Source organism: Campylobacter sp. 2018MI01 (assembly GCF_018501205.1).
In the GTDB taxonomy this organism is placed as follows: domain Bacteria; phylum Campylobacterota; class Campylobacteria; order Campylobacterales; family Campylobacteraceae; genus Campylobacter_E.
Window position 1 is genome coordinate 32,279 of sequence record NZ_JAHCZE010000004.1, and the last position, 19,220, is coordinate 51,498.

The 19,220-nt window shown below is 28.2% G+C and carries 19 protein-coding genes and 2 tRNA genes; 19 read left to right on the top strand and 2 right to left on the bottom strand.

Going from position 1 to position 19,220, the window contains the following annotated elements; translation table 11 throughout:
• Positions 1-3: 3 nt before the first annotated feature.
• Positions 4-474, bottom strand: coding sequence for a 30S ribosomal protein S7 (gene rpsG / locus KJQ97_RS01580; RefSeq protein ID WP_214119742.1), 471 nt, complete (start codon positions 472-474; stop codon positions 4-6).
• A 78-nt stretch (positions 475-552) separates the two neighbouring features.
• A complete protein-coding gene (gene rpsL / locus KJQ97_RS01585) occupies positions 553-960 on the bottom strand; it encodes a 30S ribosomal protein S12 (protein WP_214117487.1) in 408 nt (135 codons plus the stop codon).
• A 170-nt stretch (positions 961-1,130) separates the two neighbouring features.
• On the opposite strand from rpsL, the gene KJQ97_RS01590 reads away from it, so the two are divergent.
• The 19 genes from KJQ97_RS01590 (at position 1,131) to KJQ97_RS01680 (ending at position 19,134) form a co-directional block, all read left to right on the top strand.
• On the top strand, positions 1,131-1,520 hold the full coding sequence (locus KJQ97_RS01590) for an NAD(P)H-quinone oxidoreductase subunit 3 (protein ID WP_214117486.1): 390 nt from the start codon (positions 1,131-1,133) through the stop codon (positions 1,518-1,520).
• Positions 1,502-2,002: a NuoB/complex I 20 kDa subunit family protein gene (locus KJQ97_RS01595; RefSeq protein ID WP_214117485.1), complete on the top strand. Its 501-nt coding sequence runs from the start codon at positions 1,502-1,504 to the stop codon at positions 2,000-2,002. The genes KJQ97_RS01590 and KJQ97_RS01595 overlap by 19 nt, the downstream gene beginning before the upstream one ends.
• Complete coding sequence (locus KJQ97_RS01600) at positions 2,002-2,793, top strand: NADH-quinone oxidoreductase subunit C (protein ID WP_214119743.1); 792 nt, start codon at positions 2,002-2,004, stop codon at positions 2,791-2,793. The genes KJQ97_RS01595 and KJQ97_RS01600 overlap by 1 nt, the downstream gene beginning before the upstream one ends.
• On the top strand, positions 2,793-4,019 hold the full coding sequence (nuoD, locus tag KJQ97_RS01605; protein WP_214117483.1) for an NADH dehydrogenase (quinone) subunit D: 1,227 nt from the start codon (positions 2,793-2,795) through the stop codon (positions 4,017-4,019). The genes KJQ97_RS01600 and nuoD overlap by 1 nt, the downstream gene beginning before the upstream one ends.
• Entirely contained in the window at positions 4,016-4,243 is a 228-nt protein-coding gene (locus tag KJQ97_RS01610) for an NADH-ubiquinone oxidoreductase subunit E family protein (protein WP_214117482.1), read from the top strand. The genes nuoD and KJQ97_RS01610 overlap by 4 nt, the downstream gene beginning before the upstream one ends.
• Positions 4,240-4,887: a hypothetical protein gene (locus tag KJQ97_RS01615; protein ID WP_214119744.1), complete on the top strand. Its 648-nt coding sequence runs from the start codon at positions 4,240-4,242 to the stop codon at positions 4,885-4,887. Before KJQ97_RS01610 ends, KJQ97_RS01615 begins: the two co-directional genes overlap by 4 nt.
• Positions 4,877-7,282 (top strand): NADH-quinone oxidoreductase subunit G, encoded by a 2,406-nt coding sequence (locus tag KJQ97_RS01620; protein WP_214117480.1) that lies wholly within the window; start codon positions 4,877-4,879, stop codon positions 7,280-7,282. The genes KJQ97_RS01615 and KJQ97_RS01620 overlap by 11 nt, the downstream gene beginning before the upstream one ends.
• Complete coding sequence (gene nuoH, locus KJQ97_RS01625; RefSeq protein ID WP_214119745.1) at positions 7,275-8,270, top strand: NADH-quinone oxidoreductase subunit NuoH; 996 nt, start codon at positions 7,275-7,277, stop codon at positions 8,268-8,270. The genes KJQ97_RS01620 and nuoH overlap by 8 nt, the downstream gene beginning before the upstream one ends.
• A 9-nt stretch (positions 8,271-8,279) precedes the next feature.
• On the top strand, positions 8,280-8,951 hold the full coding sequence (gene nuoI / locus KJQ97_RS01630) for an NADH-quinone oxidoreductase subunit NuoI (protein WP_214117478.1): 672 nt from the start codon (positions 8,280-8,282) through the stop codon (positions 8,949-8,951).
• The gene (locus tag KJQ97_RS01635) at positions 8,944-9,453 is read left to right on the top strand and encodes an NADH-quinone oxidoreductase subunit J (RefSeq protein ID WP_214119746.1); all 510 of its coding nucleotides are present in this window, start codon (positions 8,944-8,946) and stop codon (positions 9,451-9,453) included. Before nuoI ends, KJQ97_RS01635 begins: the two co-directional genes overlap by 8 nt.
• Positions 9,450-9,728 carry an NADH-quinone oxidoreductase subunit NuoK gene (gene nuoK, locus KJQ97_RS01640; protein ID WP_214117476.1) on the top strand — a complete coding sequence of 93 codons (279 nt, stop codon included), beginning with the start codon at positions 9,450-9,452 and terminating at the stop codon, positions 9,726-9,728. Before KJQ97_RS01635 ends, nuoK begins: the two co-directional genes overlap by 4 nt.
• Positions 9,719-11,524: an NADH-quinone oxidoreductase subunit L gene (gene nuoL, locus KJQ97_RS01645; protein WP_502756484.1), complete on the top strand. Its 1,806-nt coding sequence runs from the start codon at positions 9,719-9,721 to the stop codon at positions 11,522-11,524. The genes nuoK and nuoL overlap by 10 nt, the downstream gene beginning before the upstream one ends.
• Positions 11,517-12,893, top strand: coding sequence for a complex I subunit 4 family protein (locus tag KJQ97_RS01650; RefSeq protein ID WP_214117474.1), 1,377 nt, complete (start codon positions 11,517-11,519; stop codon positions 12,891-12,893). The genes nuoL and KJQ97_RS01650 overlap by 8 nt, the downstream gene beginning before the upstream one ends.
• A 9-nt stretch (positions 12,894-12,902) precedes the next feature.
• On the top strand, positions 12,903-14,219 hold the full coding sequence (locus tag KJQ97_RS01655; protein WP_214117473.1) for an NADH-quinone oxidoreductase subunit N: 1,317 nt from the start codon (positions 12,903-12,905) through the stop codon (positions 14,217-14,219).
• Positions 14,219-16,540, top strand: a complete 2,322-nt coding sequence (locus tag KJQ97_RS01660) for a tetratricopeptide repeat protein (protein WP_214119748.1) — start codon at positions 14,219-14,221, stop codon at positions 16,538-16,540. The genes KJQ97_RS01655 and KJQ97_RS01660 overlap by 1 nt, the downstream gene beginning before the upstream one ends.
• A 49-nt stretch (positions 16,541-16,589) precedes the next feature.
• A tRNA-Ser gene (locus KJQ97_RS01665) sits at positions 16,590-16,680 on the top strand.
• A gap of 24 nt (positions 16,681-16,704) precedes the next feature.
• A tRNA-Arg gene (locus tag KJQ97_RS01670) sits at positions 16,705-16,781 on the top strand.
• A gap of 64 nt (positions 16,782-16,845) precedes the next feature.
• Positions 16,846-17,286: a DUF3015 family protein gene (locus KJQ97_RS01675; RefSeq protein WP_214119749.1), complete on the top strand. Its 441-nt coding sequence runs from the start codon at positions 16,846-16,848 to the stop codon at positions 17,284-17,286.
• A complete protein-coding gene (locus KJQ97_RS01680; RefSeq protein ID WP_214119750.1) occupies positions 17,287-19,134 on the top strand; it encodes an Lnb N-terminal periplasmic domain-containing protein in 1,848 nt (615 codons plus the stop codon). It begins immediately after the preceding gene.
• Positions 19,135-19,220: the final 86 nt, after the last annotated feature.

Here is a 19,220-nt window from a genome sequence, read left to right on the forward strand (position 1 = left end):
TTTTTACCATCTATAATGTGCAAATGCTTTGTTCGCTTCTGCCATTTTGTAAGTATCTTCTTTTTTCTTGAATGCTGCACCTTTGCTATTTGCTGCATCCATTAACTCACCTGCTAATTTTTCAATCATTGTTCTTTCGCTTCTTTTTCTAGCGTTTAGAATAATCCAGCGAATTGCTAGTGCTTGTTGGCGAACAGGGCGAACTTCAACAGGAACTTGATAAGTTGCACCACCAACACGGCGTGCTTTAATTTCTAAAACAGGTTTTACATTTTCAATAGCATCATTAAATACATCTATACCTTTAACTTCGCTATTTTTAGACGATATTAAATCAATCGCACCATATAAAATTTCAGTAGCAACAGATTTTTTACCATCATACATTAATGAATTAATAAATTTTGTAATTACTTTACTACCATAAATAGGATCAGCTAGAACTTCTCTAACTTGTGCTCTTCTTCTTCTCATTTTTTCCTCTTCAACTTTAAATTATAATTTACTCAAATTATGCCGCATATCTAAGCTGCAAATCTGTGAAACTCGTTTTTATTTTTTGCCTTTTGTAGGAGCTGCTGCTTGACCTGGCTTTGGTCTTTTTGTTCCATATTTTGATCTTGAAACTGTTCTCTTTGCAACACCTGCAGTATCTAAAGCACCACGAACGATGTGATACTTAACACCTGGTAAGTCTTTAACCCTTCCGCCACGCACTAAAACAATGCTGTGTTCTTGTAGGTTGTGTCCTTCACCACCAATATAACTAATAACTTCAAATCCTGTTGTTAATCTAACTTTTGCAACTTTTCTTAACGCTGAGTTAGGTTTTTTAGGAGTTGTAGTATAAACTCTTGTACAAACGCCACGTCTTTGTGGGCAATCTTTTAACGCTGGTGATTTTGATTTAACAATCACTTTTTTGCGTTCTTTTCTAACCAATTGATTTATGGTAGGCACGTTTCATCCTTTCAAAAAATTTATTAAAAAGTCGTGATTATATAATATTTTTCTTAAAAAAGTTTTAATACTTTTAACCTTAATTGAGAACAAGAAATAATTAAGTTTTTTTCACTATCATTTACGAATTATTTTTTAGTAAATCCAAAAAAATTTTGAAAGGAATTAAAATGTCTAGTTCAGATGTGGATATTCAGTATTTCGGCATTTTAGCAATGTTAGTTATTGCTACAGGCTTATTTTTTGGACTAGTTTTTTTAGCAAAAACAATAGGAAATTCTTTAGCTAGAAAAAATAGAAAAAAATTAGGCTTAGGACCTTATGAGTGCGGACCTTTACCGCAAAAACAAGCAGTTAAAATAAATTCACAATTTTTTATTTTTGCTTTAATTTTTATCTTGTTTGATATAGAAGTTGTTTTTATGTATCCTTGGGCTTTAATGTATAAGCAATTAGGACTTTTTGCATTGATTGAAATGGTTTGTTTTTTTGTTTTACTTTTAGTTGGTTTTATCTATGCGTATAAAAAAGGAGCGTTACAATGGCAGAGCATCAATTAAACACAAATGGAATGCCAATAGCTTTAACTTCGGTAGATAAGTTAGTTGGTTGGGGTCAAAGTAACTCTTTATGGGCATTTTCTTATGGTCTTGCTTGTTGTGCTATTGAGATGATGGCTGGTGGTGGTTCAAGGTATGATTTTGATAGATTTGGAACTATTTTTAGAGCAAGTCCAAGACATAGCGATGTAATGCTTGTAGCTGGAACTCTTAGTAAAAAACATGCAGAATTTACAAGAAGATTATACGATATGATGCCTGATCCAAAGTGGGTTATATCTGTTGGTAGTTGTGCAAACACTGGTGGTATGTTTAATACTTATTCAACAGTTCAAGGTGTTGATAGGATAGTTCCTGTTGATATTTATGTTCCTGGTTGCGCTCCACGCCCTGAAAGTTTTCAGTTTGCTTTAATGATACTTCAAAAGAAAATTAGAAAAGAAAAAATATCTAAAAAAATAGCAGCAAAAAGGTTGGTGTAATGAGAGAATATAAAGACAAGATTAATGCGCAAAAGCAAGACTACTACAAAGATAGATTTTATCACGCACCACAAACTACTAAAATTGATATAAAAGGTAGTGAATTTGAATATTTATTTGATGAGTTTAATAATAATTTTTCTGTTTTAAATTCTTTTATTGAGCTTGATATTGCAGTTTTTATAATCAATAAAGAAGATAATTTAAAGGCTTTAAGAAAGGCTAAAGATTTAGGTTTTACAACTTTTACTGAATTGATTTGTTCTGATTATTTAGCTAAAGATAATTCTTATGAAGTTCAATATCTTTTATTAAATATGAATAAAAAACAAAGGCTTAGAATAGTTACAACCTGTAAGGCAGATGAAACTATTGAAAGTGGAGTTTGTGTATTTAAGGGTTTAAATTGGTCTGAAAGAGAAGCTTATGATATGTTAGGTGTAAATTTTATTAATCACCCTAATTTAAAAAGACTATTAATGCCTGATGATTGGTTTGATTATCCACTTAAAAAATCTTATCCTTTAGAAGGAGATGAATTTGCCAAATGGTATGAAATAGATAGAATTTTTGGTAAGGAATATCGTGAAGTTGTAGGGCCTGAAAATCGTGATTCAGGAAGAGTTGATTGTAATGATACAAATAATTTTTCTAGAATTTATCATGAAGTTCCAAAAGGAGCTGAGCCTATTAGTATTGCTTATAAACAAGAATATCAAGAAGATGAAGGCGTAATGTTTGTTAAGAAAGTTAAGCGTGCTGATTCAAAATTCATAGAAGGAAGAAGATAATGCAAATACCATCAAAGTTAAAACCTTATTATGAAAATGTAGCCTTTAGTAAAGAAGATGGCAGAATGATTATAAATCTTGGTCCTCAGCACCCAAGCTCACACGGAAACTTAAGATTAGTGTTAGAGCTTGATGGGGAAAAAGTAGTTAAATGCACTCCAATGATTGGTTATATGCATCGTGGTATGGAAAAAATGGCTGAAAATATGATTTATCAAGAATTTATTCCAACTACTGATAGAATGGATTATGTAGCAGCAAGTGCAAATAACTATGCTTATGTAGCAGCTGTTGAGAAGCTTTGTGGTTTAGAAATTCCTAGAAGAGCTCAAATCATTAGAATGATGTTATTAGAATTAAATAGACTTGCTAGTCATTTATTATGGCTTGCAACTCACGCACTTGATATTGGAGCAATGACTGTATTTTTATATTGCTTTAGAGAGCGTGAATATGTTATGGATTTAATAGAAAAATATTGTGGTGCAAGACTTACACATTCATCTATGAGAATAGGTGGTGCAATGCTTGATTTACCTGCCAATTTTACTCAAGAATTATTAGCATTTTGTGATAAATTCTTAAACGATGTAAAAGATTATGAAACCTTACTTGATGATAATAGAATTTGGCGTCTTAGAACAGAAGGCGTTGGGGTTGTTACAAAAGAACAAGCATTAAGCTGGGGTTGTAGTGGCGTAATGCTTCGTGGAAGTGGAATTGAATGGGATATTAGAAAAGAAGAGCCATATTTACTTTATAATGAAGTTCAATTTGGTGTTCCTTTTGCAAACCAAGGAGATACTTACGCAAGATATAAATGCTATATGCAAGAGTTTCGTGAGAGTGTAAAAATACTTAGACAATTAGTGCCTATGTATAGAGAGAGTTCTCCTGAATTAATTTGCAACAATAAAGAATTTGTAAGTGCAAGTAAAGAACAAATTATGACTCAAAATTATTCTTTAATGCAGCATTTCGTATTAGTTACCCAAGGTCTTCGCCCACCTGTTGGAGATGTATATGTGCCAACAGAAAGTCCTAAAGGAGAGCTTGGATATTTTATTAAAAGTGATGGTTCAACTAGACCTTATCGTCTTAAAGCTAGAACTCCTAGTTTTTGGCATTGTTCGTTTTATGAAGAGCTTTTGGTTGGAACTTATGTGGCTGATGTTGTGGCTATTATGGGTTCAACAAATATTGTTTTAGGGGAGATTGATAGATGAGAAGAATTGACCTTAGAAAAAGTAAAGATTTATTTGCTGATTTAAAAACTCATATTGATAATGCTAAAGCTAATGAAGTTTTGGTTGTTTTATTTGAAATCGGAGATTTTTCTAATATTGATAAATCTTATGAATTTGTAGCTAATAATAATTGTAAGATGATGAACTCACTTAAGTTTAATCAAAGTGATTGGACTATAGTTATTAAAAAGGAAGCAAAATGAAAATATTAAGCTTCTTAAATTATGCAAGTAAAGAAGTCTTAAGTCATTTTAGCCAAGATGAAATAGTAAATATCGGTAGTTTTTACGATGAGAGATTAAAACAAAAATTTTATAAATGCGAACTAGGAACCGAAAGCTATGTTTTAGCATTGTTTTGCACTATGCTTGATTTAAGCGAATTTGATATAGGCGAACTTAGTGCTGAGAGTTGTTTTGGAGAAGAAGAAGCTAGTGAGATTTTAGAATTTTTAAAGAGTGCTGATTTAATTTTATTAGATAGTAATTTGCTTTATCATAAAGACAAAAATATATATTATTTTGCAAGTAAATTGGCTAAACATTTTGATTTAAAACTTATGTTTGATTATGAATTAAAAGATGTTGAGTTGGTTGAATTAGATGATAATAATGGGCTTATTTTATATGAATGTTTAGATAATGATGATTTTATAGTAAGTCCAGCTTTTGCAAATCTTGCAAAAATTAAAGAATTTGATTTAGTAGAAATTAAAACAAAAACTAAAACATTAAAAAAGAAAGTAAAAATTGATAATAGTTTAAAAGGATTATTTGCATTAAGTAAAAAAGATAATGCTTATGCGTTTAGTCCTTGTGTGGTTAAAGGAGTAAGCAATGAAAATTAACATTAATGGTAAAGAATGCTTAGCTAATGATGGCGATTATGTTTTACAAGTTGCTCGTGCTAATGATATTTTCATACCTGCAATTTGCTATTTAAATGATTGCAGTCCAACTTTAGCTTGTAGAATGTGTATGGTTGAAATTGATGGCAAACGCTCATACGCTTGTAATACTAAAGTAAAAGATGGAATGCAGGTATTAAGCAATACTAAAGAATTATGGGACGAAAGAAATGCTATTATGCAAACTTATTGCATAAATCACCCATTACAATGTGGAGTTTGTGATAAAAGTGGAGAATGTGAATTACAGAATTTCACGCATAAAGCACAAGTAGATACTCAAAATCATTGGATAAAAGAAATAGATAGAAGACATCAAGATTGGGGTGCTTTACAATATGACCCAAGTCTTTGTATAGTTTGTGAAAGATGTATTACCGTATGTAAGGACAAAATCGGAGATAGTGAGTTAAAAACTATAGCTCGTGGTGGAGATGCACCTGATAAAGATTTTAAAGATACTATGAGTAAAGATGCTTATGCAGTTTGGACAAAATTTCAAAAATCACTAATAGCTCCACAAAATGGAACAACTTTAGATTGTCAAGAATGTGCTGAGTGTGTTAGTGTTTGTCCGACTGGTGCAATTATTAATAAGAATTTTCAATATCGCTCAAATGCTTGGGAACTTACTCGCATACCTGCTAGTAATCCACATAGTAGTGATTGTGAGCTTATGTATTATGATGTTAAACAAAAAAGTATTAAAGATAATACTAAGATGGTTTATAGAGTTTCAAATGATTTTCATTTTACTACTTTAAATAAGGCTGCAAGATTTGCTTATGATATAGCAAGCGATTGTAAAGGTAAAGATGAAGTAGAGTTTAATCGCTTAGTATCGTTGTTTAAAGATAATAAAATTAAAAATGTGAAATTTAATAGCTATATAACAAATGAAGAAGCATATATTTTAGAATTACTTAGACAAAAATATGGCTTTAATTTAGTAAATAATGAAGCTTTATGTTTTCAAGATTTCTTAAAGACTTTTTGCGCTCATTCAGGTAGTTTTTATAATGCAAGTAGTGATGATGTTAAAAAATCTGATTTTATCGTAATTGCAGGAAGTTTTTTAAGACACGATAATCCTACTTTATCTTATAAGGTGAATAATGCAATTGTTATGAATAAGGGTGCTGGGCTTTATTTTCATCCTATTAAAGATACAAAATTTTCAAAAATTGCTAAGAATTTCGTAAGTGTAAATTGTGATTATGGTAAAGAAGCTCAAGTTTTAGAATTTATTTTACAATATTTTGCAAAAGACTTGCCGCAGGATTTAGCATATATCAAAGACGCTTTTTATGAAGAACAAATTGAAGTAGAAGTTAAAAGTAAAGATGCTGAAGGCAATGAGATTAAAGAGAAAAAGCAAGAAACAATCAAAAAATCAAGCCTAGCTAAAGAATTAGGATTTGATGAAGATAAATTAAAAGATTTATTACTTAAAAAAGCTAATTTTACTTTAATTATCGGAAATGATTATTTTTACCATGAAAATGCAAAATATTTAGCGTATTTACTTGCAAATATTCAAAAATTAACTGATTTTAAAGTTATGTTAATCCCACCACGCACTAATACTTTAGGCGTAAGTTTATTATGTAAATTAAGTAAAGCTAGTGATGGTTTTACTCTAGGATATAATGAGCGTGGAGATTTCTCATTTTCAAATGATGAGCATAATAATCTTGCTAGTTCAAATCTACTTGAGCAAGAAGGAACATTTGTAAATTATGATAAAAGGCTTGTTCCTACGAATGCTGCACTTAAATTTAAAGGATATTATTTAAATGATTTAGCAAATGCTCTTGGATTAGATGCACTTTATACGATTGAATATACAGAGCAATTACCTAAAGATAAAGGCTTTTTAAATATTGCTTTTGATGATTTGACAAATCATTATGATAATGCAGGAAATAATCATCGTGGGTATTTAATTGATACTTGTGAGTTTGTAAAGAATTTAAAACAAGATAATCAAATTCCACAAAATATAAAATCAACTTGCGAATGTAAAAAAGATGATATTGTAATACTTGCAAATCCAATTGGAAATCTATCAAAATATACTAATAAATCAAGCTTTTTTAACGAATGTGCTTCACTTTACGCAAGTAAAGATTATCTAGCTAAACATAATTTAAAAGAAAATTCTATGGTTAAGATTTATGATGATAAAGATGAAATTATTATAAAAGTAGTTTTAGATAAGAATATTGAAAATGGTGCTTATTTACCTACTTTTGATGATAAGATTAATCCTTATAAATTCTTTAAAACAAGACGCTATTATGCGTTAAATATAAAGGAAATTAGCTATGAGTGAGACTATGTTGTTTATAATCGTTACGCTGATTAAATGTCTTTTAGTAATTGCAATTTTTGCTTCATTAGCTGGATTTGCAACTTATTTAGAAAGAAAGGTTTTAGGTTATGTTCATAGAAGACTTGGGCCTGATATGGTAGGACCTGCTGGTGTTTTACAAATTGTTCCTGATATGATTAAATTATTTACAAAAGAAGATTTAATCCCATATATGACAAATAGTAAAGTATTTAAAGTAGCTCCTTTAGTATCAGCAATTTGTGCTTTTATGGCTTTTGCTGCTGTGCCGATTTTTCCTGAATTTACATTATTTGGGCATACGATAAAACCAATTATTGCTGATGTAAATATAGCAGTTTTATACATTGCTGGATGCTCATCACTTTGTGCTTATGCTATATTTTTAGGTGGTATGTCAAGTTCTAGTAAATATCCTTTAATAGGTGGTGCTAGGGGGCTTGTTACTATCATATCTTATGAAGGCGTTAGTGGTCTTTGCTTATTAGCTGTTGTTTTATTAACTGGTTCTATGAGCTTAGTTGATATTAACGCTTATCAAGAAGGTGGAATTTTATCTTGGTTAGTATTTAAACAACCAATTGCATTTGTTTTATTTACAATAGCAATTTTTATTGAAACAAACAGAACTCCTTTATGTCTAGCAGAAAACGACCCTGAATTGGTTGCAGGTTATGGCACTGAATATAGTGGTCTTCGCTGGGGAATGTTTTTTATAGGTGAATACGCTAGTATGATTTTAGGCTCAATTTTGATTACTTTATTATTTTTAGGTGGATATAACGATTTTTATTTCATACCAGGCGCTATTGCTATGATTTTAAAAATATGCTTTGTATTTTCTTGGTATTTTTGGGCTAGGGGGACTTTCCCACATTTAAGGGCTGATCAAGTTATGAGAATGAGCTATTTGATATTATTACCTGTTGCGGGTGCGAATTTAATCATAACTGCGTTATTAGCTTTATAAGGAGAATATATGAAAAAATATTATGTAGTAGATGAAAAAAGAAAATTAATTCTTACTCCTTATGAAAAATTTATAAGAAGTGTTAAAAGATGTTTAAATACTGATTTAATCAGCGGTTTAGCATTTATAATTAATGAAACCTTAAAAAGGGGTAATTCAGCAACTATTAAATATCCAATGGAAAAAATCAAATTAGATAATCGTTATCGTGCTGTGCATAGATTGCAAAGATTTATTGAAAGCGAAAATGAACGCTGTATTGGTTGTGGGTTGTGTGAAAAAATTTGTATTTCAAATTGTATTAGAATGGAGACAAAATTAGGCGATGATGGTAGAAAATTAGTAAGTAATTATTCTATTAATCTTGGTCGTTGTATTTATTGTGGATTTTGTGCTGAGGTTTGTCCTGAACTTGCTATCGTGCATGGTGTTGAATATGAAAACGCAGCAGAGCAAAGGTCATATTTTGCACATAAAAAAGATATATTAACTCCAATTGATAATCTAATTAATCAAGTTGAATTTGAAGGTGCTGGAAGTTTAAGAGCTGATGCTGATGATTTTGTAAAAGTTACGCCAAATTATTATGATGTAATGAAAGCAAGAGAAAGTGAAGCTTCAATTTCAAATTCTAGCGATACAAAAGAAGATAAAACGAATAAAGAGGCAAAAGATGTTTGAGTTAATTATATTTTATATTTTCGCTGCTTTAGTTGCGGGATTTTTTATAATTGCGGTAAGTTCTAAAAATATTTTATATTCTCTTAGCTCTCTTGCTTGTGGAATGGTATTTTTAAGCGCTCATTATTTTTTATTAGGAGCAGAGTTTTTGGGTGCTGCTCAAATTATAGTATATAGTGGTGCTGTTTTAGGGCTTTATAGTTTTGCTATGATGTTTTTTGATTTAAGCAAAGAATTAAAAGAAAAGCTAAAACATAAAAAAACTTTTTTTAGTTTAAGTATTTTAGCGAGTATTCTTATGATAATTATGACTTTAGGATTTAAGTTAAATTTATCTCAATCAAGTTTATTGGTTAGCGAAGAGCTTGAAAATACTCGTAGTTTAGGGATTATTTTATTTACAAAATACCTTTTAGCTTTTGAGATAGTTGCAGTGGTTTTACTAATGGTAATAATAGCAGCTATTGTGCTAGTAGCAAAGAAGATAAAGGAAGAACAATGAATTATTTATTATTATCAATTGTATTGTTTTTGATTGGTTTAGTAGGAGTATTAAAAAGACAGAATTTAATAATGTTTTTTATATCTACTGAAATAATGTTAAATGCTGCAAATTTAGCTTTTGTAGCAATTTCAAAAATGCACAATGCTTTAGATGGGCAAGTTTTTGCTATTTTTATTATGGCAATAGCAGCTTGCGAAGTAGCTATTGGGCTTAGCTTTTGTGTGATTAAATATAGACGCGATAAAAGTCTAGATTTTGGAGAGTGCAAATGAGTTTATTATGTGTTTTATTTTTACCATTATTAAGTGCAATTTTTGCAGGAATTTATTCTTTTTCTCCAAAAAATAAAGTAATAGGTTATTTTTGTTCTTATTTAATGCTTTTAGCTTGTATTTTTGCTTTTATATCTTTATATTATTTAGCAGATAAGAATTTGTATATTAGTTTGGGTCATTGGATAGGAATTTTAAATGTTAATTTTGGCTTTTTAATAGATTCTGTTAGCCTTACTATGATGTGCGTTGTAACATTAGTCGCTACTTGTGTGCATTTTTATAGTATTTATTATATGGAACACGATGAAGGTTTTAATAAATTCTTTGCATTTTTAGGCTTATTCGTATTTTGTATGCTAATTTTAGTAATGAGCGATAATTTCTTATTATTATTTGTTGGATGGGAAGGCGTTGGTCTATGCTCTTGGTTATTAATCGGCTTTTGGTATCAAAATGAAAAATTCTCATTAGCAGCAAATGAAGCTTTTATTATGAATAGAATAAGCGATTTTGCAATGCTTTTAGGAATATTTTTAATATATTTTAATTTCGGAACTTTAAGTTATAAAGAAGTATTTGCTATATTAAGCTTTCACGAAATGTTAAATCCTAATTTATTAACTTTAATTGCTGCTTTATTATTTGTTGGTGCTATGGGTAAATCAGCTCAATTTCCATTCCATACTTGGCTAGCAAATGCGATGGCAGGTCCAACACCAGTTTCAGCATTAATCCACGCTGCTACGATGGTAACTGCTGGTGTGTATTTGGTAATTCGCTCTCACGATTTATTTTCGCAGGTTCCAAATGTAAGTTATTTTATAGCTTGTTTAGGTGCTTTTGTAGCTTTATTTGCTGCTTCAATGGCAATTGCTGCAAAAGATTTAAAAAGAATTGTGGCATTTTCTACACTTTCTCAACTTGGATATATGTTCGTAGCTTGTGGTTTAGGAGCTTATAAAATAGCATTATTTCATTTAGTAACTCACGCATTTTTTAAAGCATTATTATTCTTAGGTGCTGGAAATATTATGCACGCAATGCACGATGAATTAAACATTTATAAAATGGGTAAATTATATAAACCTATGAAAGTTACAGCAGTTTTAATGATAATTGCAAGTTTAGCTTTAAGTGGTATTTATCCATTCGCAGGATTTTTCTCAAAAGATAAGATTTTAGATTTTGCATTTGTAACAGAGCATTTTGGCTTATATTCTGTTTTATTATTTACAGCGTTTTTAACAGCATTTTATAGTTTTAGACTATTAATGATGGTATTTTTTGCTCCAAAAAATCACACAATCCATCCACACGAAGCAAAACCTATAGCATTAATTGCAATGCTACCTTTAGCAATATTAGCAATTATTGCAGGTTTTTGGGATAGTAAATTCTTTGAATTTATTAGAATTCCTATGCAAGAATTACACCATAATTATGTATTAATTGCTATTTCTTTAGTGGTTGCTATAGTAGGAATTGTTTTAGCTATAGTAGTTTATAAAAATGGTGCAAAAGAAAATTGCAATTGTAAATATAAAAAGCTTTTAGAAAATGAATATTACATACCTAAATTATATGAGATTATTTTCATACAACCTTATAAATGTTTAGCTAAAGTATTAACAGGATTTGAAGAAGGTCTATATTCATTTATTTTTGAATGTCCTAAAAAGCTTTTAAGTCTTGTTTCTTGTGAGAACAAAAACAATAACTTAACTCTTCACATTGTGTTTATTTGTGCATTTTGTGTGTTTTTACTTTTAACAATGGTGGTGATATATGCTTAGTTTATTGATATTTTTACCTTTAATTTTTGGGGTTAGTGCATATTTTATAAATGATAAGGCTTCTAAAATTAGCGGAATTTTATTTTCTTTTATAATTTTATGTCTTAATTATTATGTGATAATTGATGAAATTCATACATTTAACTATACTTTAATAAAAGCTTTTAATTTTGGGATTAATTTAAAAGCTGATGAGATAGCATTTACTTTAGCTTTTGTGGCAAATTTAATGCTATTTTTGTCAATGTGCTTTTTTTCTAAACAAACAAAAGACTTTTTAATAAGTGCTATGATTTTAAGTGCTTGTATGAATGGTTTATTTTTAGCAAATGATGCTTTATTATTTTATATTTTTTGGGAAGTTTCATTATTTCCACTTTTATATTTAATGGTTAAAAACAATGAAGCAAAACTAGCTAGGTCATTTTTTGTATTTGCATTTTTAGGCTCAATTTTTATGCTACTTGCTATGATTTATCTAGCTTATAATGCAAGAGTTAATGATGCGATTTTAAATTTTGATATTAGTTATTTCTCAACTACAAATTTAAGTCCTATTGAAAATACTTTATTATTTATAGGATTTTTCTTAGCATTTGCTATAAAAGCTCCTATTTTTCCATTTCATAGTTGGGCTATTAAAACTTATTCAAAAGCACCTAATTTTGTTTCTGTAATGCTTGCAAGTTTTAAAATGGCGCCTTTTGGAATGATTAAGTTTTGCCTTCCTTTATTTGCTGTTAGCATTAATGAATTTAGTGGGATAATTTATACATTATGTATAATTTCAGCAATTTATGCAGCACTTCTAGCAAGCAATGCGAAAAATTATAAAGAATTAAGTGCAATGAGTTCAATATCACACTTAGGAATTATTTGTTTAGGTATTTTTTCTATGCATCCAATTGCTTTAAGTGGAGCTGTTGTTTATATGGTAGCTCATGCTATTGTAAGTGGGGCAATGTTTTTTTACGCTGAAATTTTAAAAGATAATTACAAAACTTATAATCTAAGTGAGTTAAAGGGCTTAGCTAAACATATGCCTTATTTGACATTTATTTTTGGAGTTTTATTATTTTCATCAATTTCTTTACCACTTACTATAAGCTTTGCAGGTGAGTTTTTGGTTCTTTATGGAGTATTTGCAGCTAGTAAGATGGCTGGAGTTTTTGCTACTTTAGTTGTGATACTTGGAGCTGTTTATATGCTCAATATGTTTAGAAATAGCTTTTTAAGTAAAGAAAATGAAGCTAAAGACATAAAGGTTAGTTTATCTAAGATAATAATTTTATCTTTCATAGCTTTGATTATAATTGTATTTGGAGTAAATCCTAATATAATTTTAGATTATATCAACTTTGCGGTATAAGGAGATAGAATGCAACTTGATTTAAATGTATTACTTATTTTACCTGAACTTGCTTTGATAGTTTTTGCTTGTTTTATATTGGTTGCTAATTTATTTTATAAATTTGATTTAAGAGCTTTAAAAGGGCTTAGTATTGTGGCTTTAATAATTGCTATTATTTGCCAATTTAATTGCCCTTATGATGAGAGTTTTTTTGATTTATTTATATTTGATAATTTAGCAAAATATTCAAGTATATTAATCAATCTATCAGCTATTTATTTTCTACTTGCTAATAAAAGAGCTGATGAAGGTGAGTTTTTTGCATTATTTTTAATGATGATAGCTTGTTTAAATTTTATGGTAAGCACTAATAATTTAATAGTAGCTTTTATAACTCTTGAAGGCTCTTCTTTAGCACTTTATAGCTTAATAGCGTTTAAGAAAAAAGCAATTGAAGGTGCTATTAAATACTTTAATTACGGAATGCTAGGCTCAGCTTTTTTTGCTATGGGTTCTGCAATGTATTATTTTGATAGTGCAAGTTTAGAACTAAACTCATTAGCTACAATCAGCACGGCTAGTATTTTAGCCTTTGTTATGATAGGAATTACAATATTATTTAAATTATCAGTAGCACCACTTCATATGTGGCTTAAAGATGTGTATTTAAAGGCTGATTCAAGTTTAGCTGGATTTATTTCAATAGTTCCAAAAATAGCTATGATGGTATTTGCATATAGATTTATGATTTCATTTGAAAATTTCTTCAATGTAAGTGAGATTATTTTAATTATTGCTTGTGCTTCTATGCTTTTTGCTAGTGTTATGTCATTAAAGCAAGATAATGCAAAATCAATGTTAGTATATAGCTCTGTTTCACATTCATCGTTTGCTTATTCAACCCTTGCATTTTTTCATTTATCAAGCCAAATGTTTTTATATTATTTTTTAACATTTGCATTTGTAAATATCGCATTATTTATGTTTTTAGGTGCGTTTAAAGACACAAATTATGAGAATTTAAAAGGGGTGTTTAAGAAATATCCTTTATTAGGAATTTGTATTGTTGTATTATTGTTAAATCTTGCAGCATTGCCACCATTTGGCGTATTTTTTGCTAAGGTTGGTGTAATTAATATAGCTTTAAATGTTAATATTTATGCAGCAATTTGTATGGCACTTAGCTCAATTATTATGCTATTTGCTTATTTAAGATTTATAAAAGCAATTTTTGCAGATAAAGAAATAGGATTTTTATATTTTAATAACGCTCAAAAAATAGTTTTAATTTTAGCAGTTATTGCTTCTTTTGTTGCAAGCGTTGGATTAGATTATATTAAATAATGAAAAAAATATTATTTCTTTGCTTTTGCGTTTATTTATATTCTTTTGAACTATATATAAACTCTGGCAAGGAAATAAATAAAAATATATCAGTTTTACATATTAAAAACAATACCGATATAACTTGTGATAAATTACAAGATGAGAATTTAAAACTTTATTTTAAATGTAGTGTGAAGGGTAAATCAAGGTTATTATCAAATCAAGATTTAACTTTATTCAAATTAGAATTTAAAAATTCAAAAGATACTTTAGATATATATATTTACCCTAAAACAAATGTTAGTATTGTTGATAGCGAGCAAAAATTATATGATACTAATGTGGTTTTTGCATCTAGCAAAAAAGTTTCTAAAAATTTTACTTTTATATTTTTTCCATATACTCAAGGAGTGTTAAGTCCTAATGGACTTGATTTTGATGTGATTTTTCCTGATTTGCAAACTCCTTTTATAGAAGGGCTTGATTTAGACCAAAATCCTGTAAATATTAGCGATAATAGTGATATTAATTCTTATTTGAGTATTAAAAAATATTACGATAATAAGCAATATAAAGAGCTATTAGATTTATGCAATATGTCTTTAGAAAAATATAAAAATAGTATTTTTATAAGCGAGTTTTATTTGTATAGAATTAGAGCTATGTTTAATTTACTAAATGAAAATACCACTTTAAGCGAAGAAATTATTTCAAGTGCAAAAGATTATGTAAGAGTTTTTCCAAGTGATGAGAATTACACTGAAATATTGCAAATGATGGTAAAAACTTATTTAAAATTAGAACAAAGAAGTGATGCTGAATATTTTATAGATATTTTAAATAACGAGCATCCAAATTCTTATTACACAAAATTGGCAAGTTTAAACTATGCTGATTTTTTACTATCTCACGGCAAAAGAGATGCTGCTACTATTATTTATAATAATATTTTATTTAGTTCAGACGATGCGATTTTGGCTAGTAAAGCTGCAATATCTTTAGCAAAAATCAATATTAGTCATAATAAAGCAAAGGAAGCTAAGGAATTTGTATTAAAAGTCTTTAATGCAAATGAGCAATATTTATTAGAAGATAAGGATAAAACCTTAGGTTTAGCTGATGATTTTTTCAAGGAAAAAATGTATGATATTAGCGCTCCTATTTATGAGTTTTTATTTAAAAATTCAAATAAATTAGACCCTTATTATGAAAGGGTATTAAAAAATTTAGGGGTTTCTTTAGCTAAAAATAATGATTATAAAAAGGCTGATGAATATTTAAATGAATATAAAAAGCTATTTCCAAATGGCGAATATATGAATATTATTGATGAAACTATTGATAGTTTATATTTTGAAAAAGATGAACAAGATAGCTTTAAATTACACGAATATTATAATTTTTTAATGGCTAAATATGATAATAACATATCAAAAAGAGCTCTTTATGAAGAAGTAAAATTATTATTTAAAGAGCAAGATTATGAAAAGATTTTAAAACTAGAAAAGAAAATAAAAGATAGTGAAAATGAAGAGCTAATTTCTTTATATGATAGTAGCTTGATTAATTTATTAAATATTGCATTAGATGATGATGATTGCGATGAAGTTTTAGGATACATAAAAAATAATAATTTTATAAGTGATGAAAAAGTCATTAATAAAATGAAATATTTAGAGTGCTTAGAAAGAAAAAAAGAAAATAAATTAGCTTTAGATTTTGCAATTAAGTTTGAAAATGAAGATTTGGTGTTTTATAAAATCAAACAAGCAAAACTTTTATATTTAAATAAGCAGTATAAAGATGTGGAAAATATAATCAAATCTATTTTAAATAAACGATTTAATATTAAAAAACCAGAATATTTTGAGATATATTATTATTTATCATTATCATTAATTAAGCAAAACAAATACAATGATGCTATTTTTTCATTAAAACAGCTTGAAAAATACGGCAATGGATTAAGATTAGTTGAGGTTTATGACGAATTTTTAAATTACTTTAAAAATAATAATCTTGATATTTCAGCTATTACTTATGGTAAAAAAGCAATTAATATACAAAATTATTTAGGTATTAATTTATATAGTCCTAAGATAGAGTTAATTACTTTAAATGCTTTAATTAATAAAAATAATATAAAAGAAGCTAAAGAAATATTTATAGATTTATATAAATTAAAATTAAGCGAAGAAGAATACAGCAATGCAAAATATTTAGAAGCTAGTATGCTAATTAAAAATAAAGAATTTGAAAAAGCAAAAGAAACTTTAAAAGAATGCAAAAGTGGTGATTGGAAAAATTTATGTGATGAAAAATTACAACTTTTGGAATAATTTAAGCTAAATCTAATTTTTAAAATATATAATATGCGTTTTACTTATTGGACAGATGGGTGAGTGGCTGAAACCACACCCCTGCTAAGGGTGCAGCTCTTAATCGGGGCTCGAGGGTTCAAATCCCTCTCTGTCCGCCACTTTATTTCAAAAACTTATTTTATGCGCTCGTAGCTCAGCTGGATAGAGCATTTGATTGCGGTTCAAAAGGTCAGGGATTCGAATTCCTTCGGGCGCACCATTCATACTCATTGTTAATATATAGTTTTATAATTTGTTTTTTTAATACTTTAAAAGGAGTTATAATGAGAAAATTACTTTCTTCATTGGTAGTTGTTGGTGCGATTAGCACTTCTTTATTTGCAGGTGCAAATACTCAAACAGGTTGCGGACTTGGAACTATAATTATTAAAAACCCTGATTCAGCAATTATGTATGCTTTACAAGCTACTACAAACGGAACTTCAGGTAATCAAACTTTTGGTATTACTACAGGAACACTAAATTGCCAAGAAACAAGATTAGTTCATAATGAAAAAGCAATTAATTTCGTAAATGCAAATCTTGACGCTTTATCAAATGAAGCTGCTTTAGGAATGGGCGAGCATTTAGATACTTTAGCTGAACTTTTAGAAGTAAAAGACGCTGATTTATTTAAAGCTAATTTAAGAGCAAATTACTTAGCTATTTACAATTCAAGCAATGTTGTAGGTGCTCAAGTTTTAGATAGAGCTTCTGCTTTATAATTGAAAAAGTTTTTATTTTTATTGTGCTTTTGTATTTTTGCAAAGGCACAAGATAATGAATTATTAAATCTTGATTTTTCTAAATTAAGTATTTCTAAAGATGAGTTTTTAGAAATTATTCAACAAGCTAATCAAAAACAAGTTTTTAACACAATAGAATGGAAAAATCTCCTTCACTTTACAAACAACAAAAGCGAGATAATTAATAAAGAATTTTTTTATTCAAATCAAAGGAATTTAAAATCAGAATTTGAGCTTAATTTATATATGTATTTTTTAAAAAAAGAAATATATTTAGGCAAAAAAGAAGAGTTAAATCAAAAAGATTCTGCTATAACTTTTAGCAATGATAATGATAATTTGCACTTTATTTGCAAGTTTCCTTTAAGGGCAAAATACATAGAAAAATCTCTAAAACTTACTAAAAATCAGGATTTAAATTGTTCTGATTTGAATAATTTCTTAGAATATATTAGCCCTAAATCAATTAGCATAGTTTTTCCAGCTGCTTATTTAAATTCCCCAGCTTCAATGTTTGGGCATACATTTTTGCTAATTAATTCTAATTACAATTCAAGGCTTTTATCTTACGCTATTAATTATGCTGCCGATGTTGATGAAAAAGATGAAAATGGCTTAATGTTTGCCTTTAAAGGTTTGTTTGGCGGATACATTGGCAAGTATTCTTTAAAGCCTTATTATGATATGTTAAAAACATACAAAGATAGCGAAAATAGAGACCTTTACGAGTATGATTTAAAATTAAATGAAGAAGAAGTAAATAGACTGATTTTGCATTTATGGGAGATTAAGGATAGTAGTTCGGTTTATTTGTTTTTTGATAAAAATTGCTCTTATAATATTTTGTGGTTACTTGAGAATGCAAATCCTGATATTAAATTAAGAAATAAATTTATTTATAGCGTAATCCCAAGCAATACTATACAAAAAATCAACGATATTAATCTAATTAGCGATTATCACTATAGAGCATCAAAGTTAAATACCATTTTAAATCAAGCAAAAGATTTGAGTTTTGATGAGATAAATCTAGCAAAAAATATAGCTTTAGGTAAAATTGAGCCAAATTATGATTATTCTATTTTAGCCTTAGCGAACGAGCTTAGTCAGTATTATGCTAGTAAAAATGAGCTTAGTGTAGATGAATACAAAAAAATAACTCATAAAATATCTAGTAATTTATCTCAAAGCAAAATAGCAAAGCTTCCTTTAAAAACTCCAAAGGAAAGCATAATTAAGGCTAATTATCCTAGCAAAATATCATTTGCTTATGATACAAAAAAGAAAGCTTTATTATCAATTAGACCAGCCTTGCACGATATTTATGAAGATGATTTGGGTTTTGATAAAGGTATAGGGATAGAATTTTTAAGCACTGCTATTAATTATGATAAAAAGCCTAAATTAGATGAGCTAATCTTGCTAAGGCTTGCAAGTTTAAGTGATTTTAACTATATAAATCATAAGCCAAGTTTTTTGTTTAAATTAGCTTATGATGATGTATTAGATGATAAATTAGCAAATATGGAGCTTTTAGGTGGGATTAGTTTTGTTAATGAGTATTTTTTATTATCATTTTTAAGTGGTTTTAGAGCTTATAAAGATGGTTTGAGCTTTAATAATCAAATAATTACAAGCCTATCTTATAAAGCAAATAAGCTTAGTTTAAGTTATCATAAGAATTTTTATAAGCACGGCTTATTAGAAGATATTTTAAGTATCAAAACTCATTTTAAGATTTATAAAAACACTGCGATTTTTGCTGAATTTCAAAAATATTTTCATAAAAACGAAACATTTAAAATAGGTATAAATTATTATTTTTGATATTTTTTGGATTTGGAATTTAATTTGATTTGTTTTAAAATCTAAGTATTCGGGTTAGCAATTGTTTTTAAAAATTTATAAAAAAG